At 57.4% G+C, this 15971-nt stretch carries 8 protein-coding genes; all 8 read left to right on the forward strand.

Annotation, left to right across the window (positions count from 1 at the left end; genetic code table 11):
- Positions 1–3 precede the first annotated feature (3 nt).
- The 8 genes from NB063_RS11590 to NB063_RS11625 all read left to right on the forward strand — a co-directional run bounded on the left by NB063_RS11590 (position 4) and on the right by NB063_RS11625 (position 15655).
- Positions 4–1857, forward strand: a complete 1854-nt coding sequence (locus NB063_RS11590) for an FAD-dependent oxidoreductase (protein WP_250928888.1) — start codon at positions 4–6, stop codon at positions 1855–1857.
- Positions 1857–2912 (forward strand): hypothetical protein, encoded by a 1056-nt coding sequence (locus tag NB063_RS11595; RefSeq protein WP_250928889.1) that lies wholly within the window; start codon positions 1857–1859, stop codon positions 2910–2912. The genes NB063_RS11590 and NB063_RS11595 overlap by 1 nt, the downstream gene beginning before the upstream one ends.
- Positions 2909–3442: a sigma-70 family RNA polymerase sigma factor gene (locus NB063_RS11600; protein ID WP_250928890.1), complete on the forward strand. Its 534-nt coding sequence runs from the start codon at positions 2909–2911 to the stop codon at positions 3440–3442. The genes NB063_RS11595 and NB063_RS11600 overlap by 4 nt, the downstream gene beginning before the upstream one ends.
- Entirely contained in the window at positions 3439–4860 is a 1422-nt protein-coding gene (locus tag NB063_RS11605) for a FecR family protein (RefSeq protein ID WP_250928891.1), read from the forward strand. Before NB063_RS11600 ends, NB063_RS11605 begins: the two co-directional genes overlap by 4 nt.
- A 592-nt stretch (positions 4861–5452) precedes the next feature.
- Entirely contained in the window at positions 5453–10888 is a 5436-nt protein-coding gene (locus NB063_RS11610) for a choice-of-anchor I family protein (RefSeq protein ID WP_250928892.1), read from the forward strand.
- Between the two features lie 59 nt (positions 10889–10947).
- Entirely contained in the window at positions 10948–11229 is a 282-nt protein-coding gene (locus tag NB063_RS11615; RefSeq protein ID WP_250928893.1) for a hypothetical protein, read from the forward strand.
- 102 nt (positions 11230–11331) lie between these two features.
- Positions 11332–13422, forward strand: a complete 2091-nt coding sequence (locus NB063_RS11620) for a DUF4139 domain-containing protein (protein WP_250928894.1) — start codon at positions 11332–11334, stop codon at positions 13420–13422.
- A gap of 109 nt (positions 13423–13531) precedes the next feature.
- Positions 13532–15655, forward strand: a complete 2124-nt coding sequence (locus NB063_RS11625) for an adenylate/guanylate cyclase domain-containing protein (protein WP_250928895.1) — start codon at positions 13532–13534, stop codon at positions 15653–15655.
- Positions 15656–15971 lie beyond the last annotated feature (316 nt).

The raw sequence follows: 15971 nt of genomic DNA on the forward strand, positions 1-15971 counted from the left end.
ACGATGAAAAACAATCAGATTGGACGACGAGGCTTTCTAAGAGTGGTTGGTGGTGTGGGCATTCTGTCCGCGACCGCTCCCGGATATCTCATCGGCCGCGAAAGTGAATCGACCCCCTCGCATCCCGCGGCGGAAGGCGTGTTGGTGGAGGCCAGCCAGTTTGACGACTTCGGTGGATGGAAACTGGACACCCAGCACTACCAACAGATGGGCGGTTGCTACTTGTTGGCCCACGGAATGGGCAGTCCCGTGGAGAACGCACGTACAGAGGTCAAGCTCCCCGAAGCAGGAACCTGGAACGTGTGGGTAAGAACACGCGATTGGTGCCAAGGGCAATGGAAATCGCCGGGGCGATTCCGCATCACGATCAACAACGAAACGCTGACCCCCGAGTTCGGAACTGCAGACACCCATTGGCATTGGCAACAAGGTGGCAGCGTCGAAATCCACGATCCGGCCAATGTGCAAATCCAACTTTCCGACCTGACCGGGTTCGACGGTCGTTGCGACGCGATGTTCTTTTCAAAGTCATCGACGCCATCGCTCCCAACGGACGATGCGGGGGAAGTCATGCGCTGGAAAGATCAAACGTCAGGAAGATCCTCATGGAAGGTGGAAGAAAAGAAATTCGACCTTGTGATCGTGGGCGGAGGGATCTCGGGATGCGGCGCGGCACTCGCCGCAAGGTCCCAAGGGTTGAAAGTCGCCTTGATACAAGACCGGCCTATCTTTGGCGGAAACGCGTCCGAGGAAATTCGCGTTCACACCTTGGGTATCCATGGACGCGCAGGCGGAATCCTTCAGCAAATCGACACCGAACACTATCCCAACGGAAGCGAACTCGCTCGCAAGGATCAGAAAAAGCGAGAGGCTGCGATGGCAGCGTCAGGCGTCGAACTCTATGCCGGTCATATCGCGTGCGGATTATCCAAGGACGCGGGACGAATCGAAAGCGTCGAAGCCAGAGAAGTCGCGTCCGGGCGCATTCGCCGCTTCTACGCACCCGTCTTTGTCGATGCGACCGGCGATGGGTGGTTGGGATACTGGGCGGGCGCCGAATACCGAATTGGGCGAGAATCGCATACCGAATTCGACGAAGCATGGCCCAAACATGGTGATCTTTGGAGTCCAGAGAAGCCCGATCAACGCGTGATGGGAACCTCGGTCTTGTGGAACGCCGAAAAGACGAACCAACGAAGCGTGTTCCCTGAGGTCCCGTGGGCGATCCCGGTTGCCAAGGACCACGAAGCGACGGCCGGCGAATGGTATTGGGAATATTCCGACAATGATCTTGATCAAGTCAAAGATGCCGAAGTCATCCGAGATCACATGTTGCGAGCGATCTATGGTTCATTCTCAAACGCAAAGCGGCACCCAAAGAATGCCCCCTGGGCGCTTAAGTGGGTGTCCTTCGTTGGAGGCAAGCGGGAATCGCGACGATTGATTGGAGACCACATCTACACGATGAAGGATGCCGCCGAACGTCGCTCCTTCGAAGATGCGGTGGTGGTGGAAACACGAGAAATCGATTCGCACTATCAACAGGTCCTCCAAGGGAACCCGGTGGACTTTCTCTCCAAAGCGTTGTTTTACAAGACGGGCGGTGAGTATTTTGTTCCGTTCCGCAGTCTGTACTCGAAGGATATCGACAACTTGATGATGGCCGGTCGGTGCTTCAGTTGCTCACACATTGGACTCGCCGGACCGCGTGTCATGAACACCTGTGGGCAAATGGGAGTCGCGACCGGTTACGCCGCCGCGTTGTGCAAAGCCCATCAAGTGACGCCACGGCAAGTGGGGCAAGAACACATCCAGGAACTGCGACGTCTCATCGGTTTCGAGAGTCAATCGACTTGATGAGACATTGGGTCAATCTCGCTCTGATGTTTGTGTTTGGCACCTTGGTCGTGACCGGGGTGGTTGCCTTCCTATTGCCTTTTTCGCAAACAAACACGCGGTTGCACGTGGTGTCCGGTGTCGTTTGTGCGGCGTTGATTGCCAAGCACGTGTTGAGCAGGATCACGTATGTTCGTTCGGCATTGGCATTCCGCTCCAAAGTAGTCGGCCCGGTTCGCAAGACAGGTGTGCTCGCGTTTTGGACTCTCGTGCTGGTTGCGTCGATCATGGCGTTGCCGCCCACCAATTGGCTGATGGACCAAAGCTATGAGACCCGCGAGCGATTGCAAATTGTGCGTAGCTCGTCACTGGTCGGCTTCGGCCAAACAACGCCCCATCGACGAATCGTCGTCAGAAAGGCCAAACAGGATACGAATGCGTCATTGTCGATTCACCTCGGTTATTCCACATGGCTCGATCAACTTCCGACAACCGCGGTCTGGGTAGAGTCGACAACCGGGACGATGATCGAAACGCTGTACCTCGATGAATCGATTGCCTACAGCGACGAGATTTCTGGTCGTGATACACCGCTGCGTCGTAGGGACGTGCTGCCGATTTGGCGACATGCCTACACCGCCGTCTCGGGAATTGACGCCAGTGGTGAGGTGGACGGCATGACAGGCGCGACTCAGAACCACAGTTTTGAGTTGGATCGATATCTCGAGTTGGGGCAAGGCAACCGGTTTGTCGTTTGCGTGGAAGTCAACTTGCCCGGAGATGTCAATGAGCAGTGGAGCGACGTTGAATGGGGACAGCCTTCGTTGCTCTACACCGCTTTGATCGACGTCGATAGCGAGAGTCCGCACGCGATTTTGGAACTGACCGGACACGGCGGTGGTCTGCAGAGCGACGGGAATATTCGCTACGACCTGGAAACGATAACGACCGCTCGCGGGATCGTTGATCTGTTTTTGGCTAAATTGGAATTGCCACGGCGCGACGTCATCGAAGCTCGCGAAACGCATCCGCATGGAATCCACTCACCGTCCCAAATAGCAGCAGATAGTCCATGAGTGACAGCAACGAGGAAACTGCCGAATTCATCCAACTCCTGACCGAGTCTCAACGCATGCTCTTTCAGTACATCCATTCGCTCATTCCCCATCGAAATGATGCCGACGAAGTCCTGCAGGAAACCAATCTTGTGCTTTGGAGGGAATATCACCAATTCCAGCAAGGTACGAATTTCCGGGCATGGGCCTGCACCGTCGCCTTAAACCAGGTTCGCGCGTTCACGTCCAAGCGACGTGCCAAACGTCCATTCTTTGATACCGACACCATGATGTTGATCTCCGAACGCCAGCAAAAAAAATCGGCCTATTTCGAAAGCCGATTGGACGCACTGGAGCGGTGCGTCAAAAAACTGCCGCAGCGCAAAAGAATGTTCGTGGAGAAACGCTATCGAATCGGATTCACGATCGAGACGATCGCGAAGGAAATGGGTTCTAGCGTGGACGCTGCTTATAAAATGTTGCGACGAATCCGCGACGATCTTCACACCTGTGTCGATCGTACGCTTTCTCAAGAAGGACTTGGCAAATGAATCACCGAGAATTCTATCGACGACTGCGAGACGCTTACCTTGATGGCACGGCATCGCAAGCCGATGTCGATGAGCTGCGTCAGTATCTCAAATCGTCGGACGAACTGCTCGACGACTACATCGAACACGCCAATCAAGATGCCGCATTGTTGTGGGATGGGCTGCCTGAATACGAACCGCCACTGCCCCAGCCTTCGTCAGCAAGTAACCGCATGGATGTGTTTTGGCGGTACGCTCCCCTTGTCGCCGCGACGTTGCTGTTCGCCGTCTCGGTCGGTTGGGAATGGATCCGATCCACACCGAAACCGGTCGCGACGATTTTATCGTCGACGAACTGTCACTGGGGAACCGGAACATTGCCGACATCGGTGGGGCAAGAATTGCAATCGGGCCGCTTGCGGCTGATCTCTGGAATCGCCGAATTGCAGTTCCCGAAAGTCACCGTGTCGATGGAAGGTCCCGTCGATATCGAGCTGATTTCTGCTGAACGTTGTCGGTTGCATTCGGGAAGCATCGTCGGCTCGGTGAGCGAAGGCGGTGAAGGCTTCGTCGTCGAAACACCTCGAGCGGAAATTGTCGATGGCGGCACCAAGTTTGGCGTGTTCGTCGACAATCTCGGCGACGCTCGCCTCGACGTTCTGGAAGGCAAAGTGGATGTGAGACACTTCGGCAGCGGCCGCCAACTGACCGTGAATCGATCTAATCAAGCATTCGCTTCTGAAGAAACGATTGAAACATTTGATCCAAAACTAAAGGCGAGATTGCAAAAACAACAAGAGGCTCGCAACTCGATTGATAATGTGATCCACGTCAGTTCGGCGTCCGGCAACGGGGAGGAAGGTGACGTCACCTCAGGTGATCGAGAGGAAGGCGATGAGTTCCCCCGCCCTGACCACGCTTTACTAGTGAAGCATTCAAGTGACAGCGATGAGTGGAACCGCAAAGCGTTCGTGCGATTTGATCTGACCGGGGTAGATGCTTCGGAATTGTCGCGGGTTGATTTGAGGCTAGAGGGCATCCCAACCGGTATGGGGTACACGTCGCTCGTGCCCGACTCCACGTTCCATGTTTTTGGAGTCAAGCCCGAGTTTGACATCGATTGGAATTCCAGAACGCTCGACCAAACCAATTTTCCAGGCCGTTTGGGAGACACCTTCGAGTTGGATCCGGCCAAGGTGCAATTGCTCGGTGAGTTTGTCGTTCCACAGTCTCAGCCGGTCGGGCAATTTGTGGTCACGGATCCAAGATTGCAGCAGTTTATCGAAGACGAATTGGGATCCAGTCCAACTCTGGTGGTAACGCGGGTGACCTCAGCAGCAGCGAGCCAGAGCTACGTCCACGGTTTCGCGAGCCGCACCCATCCAACCGCCACCCCACCAACGTTGCGGCTTCAAATAAAACAACAGTCAGCTGAGTAAATGCTCTCAGCTGCCTCGGCCGTGCTGAGTCAGCTACTCCAGCGACGGTGAGGCGGCAGCGATTAGCCCGCTGAGTAAGCCGCAGGAATGCAACGCAATCGAATCCTCCAAGGCCTGAAGGGGGTGAAGTCGTACGCGACGATGTTGTTCTGTCGCCGCCTTCTGGGCTTCGTCATTGCGTGTGTGAATCGACGTCTTCGCGGTATCTCCTTTAGCCAATGAATGACGGCCCTGTCCGGCCGCTACCGCGCCCGAAACTCTCGCAAGCAGAAGGGTGAAGTCGCAAAACGCAAGTTCCAAACATGCGTTTCGGGTTGTGACACGATCACGTCGTTAACGTTGCTTGGCGTACACGGCATTTGCCGAAAGTCTTGACGACTTCTGTTAGAGAATAACGTTCACAACAAATTCGGATGAAGATCCCACGCACGTTCCGAAGCGTGCCTTCACAACAGCAAAATCACTACTTTAAAAATTCGCCAAAGCTACACAGAAATGACCGCGATTCGTTTACGGGTTGTTCATATTCGGCCGCTATATTCCGCCCGAACTTCCCTCTCCCCCGAGTTAGAACGAATCAGGAATAAACACTGTGGCAAAACGATCACTGACCCGTTGCCGTTCCCGACGCCATCAACAACGTAGGCGATGCGGATTGCAAACTTTGGAATCTCGTCGCATGCTCGCATCGGATTTCTCCTTGCAACTCTTGCACGCCAGCGACTTGGAAGGTGGCGTGGATGCCATCTCAGACGCGCCCCATTTTGCTGCGATCGTCGAATCGCTCGAAGCCCAAGCTGATGCGGACGGACGTGGCTCGCTACTGGTTTCCGCCGGTGATAATTTCATCGGAGGTCCTTTCTTCAGCGCATCGGGTGACGCCAGTTTGCGGACGCCTTTGCAAGACGCTTACCAAACCCTGTTTAACAACCCCGCTCTTACCAACGTTCGTGAAGATGGTGGGCGAGTCGACATCTCGATCATGAATGTGCTCGGTTTCGATGCATCGGCACTCGGTAACCACGAGTTCGACTTTGGCAGCGACACGCTCGGCGGTTTGATCGGTACCGACATTCGCGGTGCTGGTCTTGGCGACGTGCGATGGCTGGGAGCACAATTCCCGTACCTGAGCGCCAACCTCGACTTCTCCAGCGATCCGAGTTTGTCAGGTCTGTTCACCTCAGACGTTCTGGCGACGACGGAATTTCAAGCGGACTTAAACGACTTGGCGGCCGCCGCGGCTCATGCCAAGATCGCTCCGGCGACTATCGCGAACGTTAACGGTGAATCGGTCGCAATCATCGGTGCCACGACACAGTTGCTCAGCCAAATTTCATCACCCGGCGGGACCGTTTCCAGCGCCGGAACCAGCAACGACATGCAAGCGTTGGCTGACGTGCTGAACCCGCTGATCGCCGATATCGCGGATGGTGAAGACGACATCGCGGGCAACGCTGATGACGTCAATAAAATCATCGTGGTCAGCCACCTGCAACAAATCTCTCTCGAAGAACAACTCGCCGGATTGTTGCACGGCGTCGACGTGATCGTCGCTGGTGGATCGGACACGTTGCTCGCCGACTCGGAGGACACGCTGCGGGCTGGCGATGTTGCCGAAGGAACCTACCCGCTGCAAACCAGCAACGCGGATAACGATCCCACTTTGATCGTCAGCACCGATGGTGAATACAGCTATGTCGGCCGGTTAGTGGTCGACTTCGACGAAAACGGTGTCGTGTTGCCAGCCATGTTGGATTCGAACGTAAGTGGCGTGTTTGCCACCGACGAAGCCGGCACGCTCGCCGTTACCGGTGCGGCAGACATCGCAACCGCGATCGCAGGTAGCACCAAAGCGACCGAGGTTAACAAGCTTGTCCAAGCCGTTCGTGGTGTGGTCACTGCGAAAGATGGCGAGATCTTTGGTGCCACGGATGTCTTCATCGAAGGACGTCGAGCCGAGATTCGTACTCAAGAAACCAACCTGGGTGACCTGACCGCGGATGCGAACCTGATGGTCGCGCGGCAGTTGGACAATACCGTCGCGGTCTCGATTAAGAACGGTGGCGGTATCCGCGCCGCGATCGGGTCGATCGACGGTTTGACCGGCGAAAAACTTCCCACGGCAGCCAACCCCGACGCGGGTAAAGAAGCAGGCGAGATCTCGCAGTTAGATGTCGAAAACGCACTGCGGTTTGATAACGGTCTGACTTTGATGACCGTCACCGCGTTGGAACTCAAGCAATTGATCGAACACGGGGTCGCGGGAACCGATGCCGAGGGAAATGCGACTCCCGGGCAATTCCCGCAAATCGGCGGTGCTCGGTTTAGTTTCGATCCCACACGTCCCGAACAAATCCTCGATGGAGACGCGAACGTTGTGCAACAGGGCGAGCGTGTTCGCAGTTTGGTGTTGGTCGACGACTCCGGTGAAACGATCGATGTGCTGGTCCAAGACGGCCAATTGATCGGTAACCTGAATCGTGAAATCCGGATCGTGACGCTCGACTTCCTCGCCGGGATATTTTCCGGCGGTTCGCCCATCGGTGGCGACGGCTATCCTTTCCCCGCCTATGGAGACGACATGGTTCACTTGGCCGATGCGGGGCTGTCAGATGGAGCCTCCACGGTGTTCACCACCGGCCGCGAACAAGATGCATTGGCTGAATACTTGCTCGCCAATCACAATCCCGATGGTGGCACGAGCCCGTATCGCGACAGCGAAACCTCGCCTCTGCAAGATCAACGTATTCAGAATTTGGCGCTCACGCGGGATACTATCCTGACGCCATCGTCCGTCGACAGCTTCAAAATTTCAGTCGCAGGAACCTATTCCACTGGCGTGTTCGACGGTTCGGGGGCAGAGATCGTTGCTCATGATCCCCAGTCGCAACGTGTCTTCTTCACCAACGCTGACGCAAACGAAATCGGCGTGTTGGACATCGCCGATCCGTCCGCACCCACACCGCTCTCGCCGATCACATTTCCCAGTGGCACCGGTGGCGTGAACAGCGTCGCGATTTCGGGAGGCATCGTAGCCGTCGCTGTCGCTGCACCGATCCATACCAATCCCGGTGGCGTGTTGTTCTATGACACCAACGGTGGTTTCTTGGGAAGCGTCACCGTCGGCGCACTGCCCGACTCGCTGACCTTTTCACCCGATGGCAATACCGTTGTCGTCGCTGGCGAAGGAGAACCTGACGATTTGGAAGATCCGAACCCCACGATCGATCCGATGGGCACGATCAGCGTGATCGATCTCAACCGATTACGCAGCGAAGGTTTTATCACCGCCTTCGACGTGACGACGCTCGACTTCACCGCATTCGACGGACAGGAAGACGCTTTGCGTGCGGCGGGCGTGCGAATTTTTCCAGGCCGATCCGCCTCGCGTGATTTGGAACCTGAATACGCCACCGTTTCGCCCGACGGAACGCGAGCCTTCGTGACGCTCCAAGAAGCCAACTCGGTCGCGGTCGTCGATTTGACGGTTCCCGAAATCATCGAGATCCAGCCGCTCGGGGTGAAAGATCACTCGCTGCCCGGCAACGGACTCGACCCGAGCGACCGCGACGACGCGATTGCGATCGCTCCCGTTCCGGTCTTTGGCCTGTACATGCCCGACGCGATCACGGCATTCGAAATCGGCGGGCAAACGTATTACACCACCGCCAACGAAGGCGACTCGCGTGACTTTGACGAGGATCGTATCAAAGACATTGACCTCGATGACACCGTCTTTCCCAACGGAGCCGAACTACAGGAAGACGAATCGCTAGGTCGTTTGACGATCTCCAACATCGACGGCGACGTTGATGGTGACGGGGACTTCGATCAGTTGTTTACCTACGGCAGTCGTTCGTTCACGATTTGGGATTCATCCGGAAACGTCGTTTTCGATTCTGGCGACCAGTTTGAGCAACTCACCGCGCAGTTGGTGCCCGAGCTATTCAACAGCGCCAATGACGAAAATGAATTCGATTCTCGCAGCGATGCTAAAGGACCCGAGCCGGAAGCCATCACGACCGGCATGATCGGCGATCGGCTTTACGCTTTCATCGGATTGGAACGAACCGGCGGCGTGTTTGTTTACGACATTTCGTCCCCCGCCCAAGCCACGTTCGTGCAGTACATCAACAATCGTGACGCCGATGCCGAGGATATTGAAGAGGCCGGCGATCTCGGTGTCGAAGATTTGAAATTTGTTTCTGCCGCCGACAGCCCCAACGGTCAACCGCTATTAATCTCGGCCAATGAAGTCAGCGGCACGGTAACCATCTTTCAACTCGGGCAATCGGTCTTGGACGTCGAACTGCGAGCCGTTGCGACGCCGTCCGCTCCGGGATCCACTGCCCTGCCCGACGCGATCACCTCAAGCCCTATCGGCGGCACCTACTACGTCGAAGCATGGGTGCAAGATTTCGATAATCAGTTCTCAGGACTCGCGGGCGGTCAAATCGATATCCGCTACAACACCGACGTTGTCGATGCCGTTGACGTTTCGAATGACGACTATGACCTGTTGCCATCGGGATCGATCGATGACGCGGCGGGGTTGATTGATGACTTGGGCGGCGGCACGTTGCAGACCGGCCAAGGCCTCGCGCCGAACTGGGTTCGTCTGGGTTATTTCAAAGTCGTCGCCACCGCGGGCGGCACCGCAACGTACACCTTGGAACAAGGTTCACTACCGTTCGCGCGGTTTGGCGGGGGCAACTTGGATCCCGGTTCGGTCGATCTGACCGATGTCGAATCCGTCCAGCACGTTCAGACCGCGATGTTGGACCTGGCTGTCGTTCGCCAAGACAGCGATCTGGATGCTGAAGGACGCGTTGCTGAACTCCCCGCGTCCGTTGGGTACGTTCATGAGTGGGAATCCTTCACCACCGAGATCTACTTAACGCCCGAATCGAACACGCAAGCCGTCAACGCAGTCGCGTTTGATCTTGCCTACAACACGACGCTCACCAGTGCGTTAGTCTTCGAACCTGCCGCCGGATTCATTTCCGTGGGCGCCGCCGATGTCGATGACATCGCTGGATCGGTCAGCGGCATTTCGCTCGTCGCCGCGTCACCGATCTTGGCGGGTGGGCCGATCTTGTTAGGCCGCGTGCGGTTCACGCCGGGGCCAAATGACGATGCTCCCGTCGACGAAGCCACCAACCATATCGGACCGTACGATCTCGGGCTTTCGGTCCAAAACGCGACCGTGACATCGGGCAGCATTGTCGGCAGCGTGGGTGTCGGACAAGTTCCTGAAACCGGGATGTGGGCGGTTCCTTACGACGCCAACGACAGCGACCAAGTTGACTTCGCCGACTTCTCGATCTTTGCAGCCGCGTTCGGATCGGTTGTGTCAGGGCCAAGCGATCTGGCCGCCTGGGCTGATTTCGATGGATCGGGCATGGTCGATTTCGACGACCTCGACTTATTCGACGCCAATCACGGATTGACCGCCGCGGATGGATCGCCATTGCAATTCAGCAGCGTCTATCCAACCCCTGAACTCGCGACTCCCACCCCGGGTGTTGCTCCGGCTTCGCTGGAGCTTCAAAAGTCACTGGCGAGCTTGGGGCCGTTCAGCAACCAACGCACGTCGACCGACGTCAATAACGACGGCTACATCACCGCGCTGGATGCCCTCATGGTGATCAACGCATTGAACGAACCAACGGGTTTGGTGTCGCGGGCGTTCCTCGACGTCAACGACGACGGCTTCACCAGCGCCGTCGATGCGTTGCGGGTAATCAACGATCTCAACTCGGACGACGCTGACACGGGAGTGGCCGCTGAGCCGATTGTTGCGGCCACGAATCAAACAGGCTCGACTCCGCTGGCCGAAGTCGTCGATGAGTTGCTCGGCCGAGTCGAACACGAGGCTCGCAAACAGCTCAACCTTGCGGACGATCAACCGATCGATTTTGCCGCCTTGTCGCAAGTCGATCTGGAGACCGGAGCAGAGCGTGACGACCTCGTGGAGGTGCTCGCATCGCTCTCGTTCGATCAAGGCGAGCTGCGTCTCTTGTCGTAGCAGATTCAGCCCACGTTGGGCCGGACCAAACGTGTCCGGCCTTCGTTCATGCTGGATGCATGAACCGAGGACGAGGCCGTCGCCGTTTTTTATCTGCCGAAGACGTGGCGACGTTAATGGAGGAAACGCGTTTGCAGATCGCCAAGAATTTGGGAGTTTCCCCGGACCGGATCCGTTATGGGCCGATGGAGAACGGCCACCCCGGCCGCTTCAACACACGGGGAGACCACTGGCAGATTCATTACCAAGGCGAGTGGAAAGAGCTGCCGTGGCATTACGACGGCCCCCTCCAAGTCACCCGTGAAACCGTCCGCGCCTGGTACGGAGCCAGCGAGAGGTGAAGGGTGCGTGTCGGAGGCTGGTTGTGCAGGTGGGGCTCGGTTGTGAGTAGAATGCGGGTGTCTTGAAAGCGTCTTGTCCCCACCCACGCCGAAGGTGATGCTGTGTTTCTGTGTTGCAATGCTTCTCCGTTCGTTCCCCGCCCGCAGCAAGATCGCTTGGTTGCCGTCTGGTTGTCTGTGTGTCTCGCCGCCGTGGGTGCAACCCATGCCGGATCGGTGTTGGGGCAGGAATCGGAGCAACCGCCAGCCGAGCGAACGGCTGCGGTGGTCGCGGAGGGCGAAATCACGGATGTGACCCTCTTCCGCGATTCCGCTTTGGTTACCCGCTCGGTCGCGTTGACGGCTGATCAACCGCTCGGTCCCGGCGCACACGAAGTCCTTGTCACGGGGTTGCCGGAGCAACTGATCGTTTCAAGTGTGTTTGCTGAGGGGAGTGACTCGATCTCGATTCGTGCGGTCCGAGTCGTGCAAGAACCGATCGGCGAATCCGCACGAGACGAAGTTCAGGAGCTCGACAATCGACTCGAGGAAATCGGGTTGGAGCTGGCGCGGTTGGCGAAGGCCCGCGAGGTTGCCCAAAGGAATCTCACAACGCTCGATCAAATGATCGCGTTTACCCGGCACGCAGCGGATACGGATTTGAACGCGGGCGTCTTGGACGCCGAAGCGATGACCCATCTGTTGACCTATTCCATGCGTCAGCGGGCGGAGCTGAATGAATCACTCTTCGATTTCGAAAACGAGACCAATGAACTCAACGAACATCGAACGCAAGTCACTCGGGAGCGGTCTCGATTGACCGATGGCAGCCGGAACACACGATACGAAGCACGCGTGTTTATCGATGTCGCGGAGGACGGTGCGGTTGCCGATGATTCCGATGAAACCGCGGACGAGTCCCAGGCGAAACCAGACGTCATCCGGCTGAGTTATTCGGTGGGCGGTTGTGGCTGGACGCCTCAATACACGATGAGTGGCAAGATCGATTCGGATCAGGTGACGATGCGATACGGAGCCGTTATCGGCCAGCTCAGTGGTGAGTCTTGGGATCGCGTTCGGTTGACGCTTTCGACGACATCGCCGCTCGCCTCCGCATCGGGGCCGAGTCTCGCACCGCTGCGAGTCCGGGCTACCTACGCGTCGAACCAATCAGACGATGGTCTCGATGATCCGTTTGGCGACGAAATGGGCATGGGCATGGGGATGAACCAGCAATCATTGGCGCCGCCACAGGCGATGCCGAGTCAGATGGAAGGCAGCGGTATCATGTACGGCAAAAATACGTCGGTTTTGCAGAGCAGGATGTCGTCGTTGCGGCAACAGCAGCAGAGCGTCGAACAGGCCAGTGGTAAGGGCGGGAAAGCGGATCAGGGAATCGCCCGCGACATGCAGCTCAACCGCATCGCCGACGAGATGCAAAATCTCGAGTTCATGGCGTCGGCTCGGAAGGCACGCGGACTCGCGTCGGACGCATCCGATGAAGTCGCCACCCAGACGTACGTGCTCGATGGGCCGGTCAGTCTCGAATCTCGCCGCGAGCAGCAACTCGTCGAGATTGTTGAAAAGGATCTCACCGGCGAGCTTTATCACGTGGCGATCCCGCTGCTGAGTAGTTTTGCGTACCGCGAAGCGGAGTTGGTGAACGAGTTGCCATTCGGGCTGCTCAGCGGACCGGCTTCGATCTATCTCGATGATCGTTTTGTGGGAACGATGACGGTTCCAACGACCGCGAGTGGTCAGAAATTATTGATCGGTTTTGGCGCCGACGGGCAGGTCCGAACGCGGCGAGAATTGGTCGACAAGAGCGACGCGATCCAAGGCGGCAACCGCAAACTCGGCTTCGAATATCGACTGGTGCTTAGTAATTTCAAAGATCGCGAGCTGAGCGTCCGGTTGCTCGATCGAATTCCGCTGAGCGGTCAGGCCGAGCAAATTCGAGTCGAGCTCGGCGAGGTGACCGCCCCGCTCAGTAACGACAGGTTATTTGAACGGATGCAAAAACCTTACGGTCTGTTGCGATGGGATTTGACGCTCGGCGCGTCGACTCATGGCAGTGAAGCGACGGACGTCAAATACGGTTATTCGGTGGAGTTCGACCGCAGCCGCGTGTTGTCGGTCGAGCCGACGACGGAGGAAGAGGTGTCAGATTTCAATCTGCCCGGTGGCATGGGGGGTGGCATGGGCGGCAGTTGATGTGGGGCGGGCGAGGTCAATCGCCCCTTCAGCGAGGCGTCTCGATTAGGATACGATGTCGATTCCTCACGCATCGCACGCTTACGTTTTCGCAATAGGTTGAGTTTTCATGTCGTCGCCCGTGGTGGATGTCACCCTTTGGCAAGGCCAACAGGAGTGTTGGATCGGCGAATCGGGATTGCCGCTGGAGATCGGGCGGCAGTCGCGTGAGGAGGAAAATGCGATCCTGCGGAAGGTACAGGATCTCGGCAATCAGTATCGCATCGCGATTGCCCCCATCACCTCGCTCGGGTTGCCGCGTCATGCGCTGAGTGTCTCGATGACCAGCGACGGGAAGCTCGAAGTCAAAAATTTGCACGCCCGATCGACGTTCCAGATCGCTTCAGATCCGGTGCCGGTCATGCCCAAGGCGACGGTGCAGCACGATCGCGAGTTCACCATTCTGCTGCCCGAGAATCTGATCGTGAAAATCGTGTTGTGCACGAGTCTTTCCAGCAAGTTGTCTGATTCGGGAAACGATTTCGGCTCGCAGGGCTCGGCTTCCTTCCGCACGATCTCTCCTGATTCGAAGCGTCCGCTCTCGCCCAACCCGGACCTTTTCCAGGCCGACTTCACGATGCCGATGAATCCGGGTGCGAGCTTCATTCGCACCTTCACCGAGGATTCGAACCCCAATCGTGGCCACGCCGCCGTTGATTTGGTCCGGCAAGCGCTCGCGGTCGTCAAAAAATCGGCGGGGAGCGATGAGTTTTTTGATACCGCCGTGAAAAGCGTCGCGGGGATGATCGAATTGGACCGTGCGTACGTGTTGATGCGTGAAGATGATTCGAAGTGGTGGGTCCGTGCTCATTACGATCAACGTTCCAGCGAAGCGAGTGAGTCCGGCCTCCTGAAATCAGGTTTATCGGACACGGATCTCGAGCATCGTGCCCGTTCGAGCAACGATGAAACCGTCGAGGATTCGAAAGCGGCGAAAGGTGATTCGGCATCCTCGTCGACACAACGTAGCCCACGGCTCGACGTGCCTTTGCCGTCGGGCAGTCGGTTGTTGTTGCAGCGGGTGCTGCAGAAACGAGAGACGGTGATGTACGAACCGGAGAGTTACAAACACACCATCGGGTCGTCGATCATGTTGCTCGACCGCGCGGTGGCCTCTCCGATCTTTGACGAGCATGGGGCCGTTATCGGTGCCCTCTACGGCGACCGCAGTTACGGAACGATGCATGCCGATACGCCGATCGGCGATCTCGAGGCGACGCTACTCGAAGTCATGGCTGGCGCGGTATCCGCCGGTATCGGACGCCAACGCCAGGAGGCGATCCAGGCTTCGATGACGCAGTTCTTTTCGCCCGCGATCACGCAGCGTTTGCAACAGAATGAAGACTTGTTGACCGGTCGCGACGCGGAGGTCTCGGTGTTGTTCTGTGACATTCGCGGCTTCAGCGCGATCACCGAACGGGTTGGTCCTGAAAAAACGATCGAGTGGATCAACGACGTGCTGACGCAATTGAGTCTGTGTGTGACCCGCACCGACGGTGTGTTGGTTGATTACGTCGGCGACGAATTGATGGCGATGTGGGGCGCTCCCGCCGAGCAACCCGACCACGCCCGCCGGGCTTGCAGCGCCGCGTGCCGGATGCTGAAACAAATCGAACCGCTGCGGGAACGTTGGAAAGAAATTACCCCGGAACGGTTCGGAGTCGGGATCGGCATCAATACCGGGATGGCCCGAGTCGGAAACACCGGTTCACGGGTGAAATTTAAATACGGGCCGCTGGGCAATACCGTCAACATCGCCAGCCGCGTGCAAGGGATCACCAAAAAATTTGGGGTCTCGGCGTTGATCACGAAAGCCACCTGTGAGGCTCTCGCTCGCACGGAGCTGATTCACCCGGTAGCGACGGGCGACGAGGGAAACGAGTCGGAATGCGACCAGCCGATGCAGACGAGGCGGTTAGCGGATGTCCGTCCGCTCGGTGTCAAAGAGATCGTCGAAATTTATGAGCTGCACAGCGGTAACGAGCCGGCGTGGAGAGCGATGGCGGATCGCTACGAATCGGCCCTGCGATCGTTCCATCATTCCGACCTCACGGCGGCGGCTCGCGAATTGGCGTCGCTCGTGCATGAGCATCCCGGTGACACGCCGAGCGTCGTGCTGCTTGGTCGGGTCGTCGACGCGATCACCAACCAGACGAAGACCGTCAATCCGGTGATGGAAATGCAGTCGAAGTGAACGCGTCCGCACGCAGCAGGCTGTTGTATCGGTGAGCCGAGACTCGCGAGCGTTCGAGCAGAGTGCCCTGCCAGAGTACGCGGGCGGATTGCTCTGGCTGAGCCTCACGGGGACGTCGATTGTTTTTGTGCTCTTTTTAGCGGAACGGCGCGAGCGGGCTGTTGCTTTATTCGTTTCGCAACATGAGTGAACCGACAGCGCTGGCTGCGGGCGTCCAATGCGCGCGTCGTAGCCGTTAGGCCCGCGGCTAGCGCCGTCGGCTCACTAAAACAACAGCCCGCGAGCCGTCTGGTCCCGCGTCACCGGACGGCTTGCG

It is taken from the genome of Aporhodopirellula aestuarii, from assembly GCF_023701485.1.
Taxonomy (GTDB): domain Bacteria; phylum Planctomycetota; class Planctomycetia; order Pirellulales; family Pirellulaceae; genus Rhodopirellula; species Rhodopirellula aestuarii.

Excerpts from the sequence above, each read along its gene's own strand:
- NB063_RS11625 (WP_250928895.1), top strand. The coding sequence starts at position 13,532 with ATGTCGTCGCCCGTGGTGGATGTCACCCTTTGGCAAGGCCAACAGGAG.
- NB063_RS11590 (WP_250928888.1), top strand. The coding sequence starts at position 4 with ATGAAAAACAATCAGATTGGACGACGAGGCTTTCTAAGAGTGGTTGGT.
- NB063_RS11615 (WP_250928893.1), top strand. The coding sequence starts at position 10,948 with ATGAACCGAGGACGAGGCCGTCGCCGTTTTTTATCTGCCGAAGACGTG.
- NB063_RS11595 (WP_250928889.1), top strand. The coding sequence starts at position 1,857 with ATGAGACATTGGGTCAATCTCGCTCTGATGTTTGTGTTTGGCACCTTG.
- NB063_RS11600 (WP_250928890.1), top strand. The coding sequence starts at position 2,909 with ATGAGTGACAGCAACGAGGAAACTGCCGAATTCATCCAACTCCTGACC.
- NB063_RS11605 (WP_250928891.1), top strand. The coding sequence starts at position 3,439 with ATGAATCACCGAGAATTCTATCGACGACTGCGAGACGCTTACCTTGAT.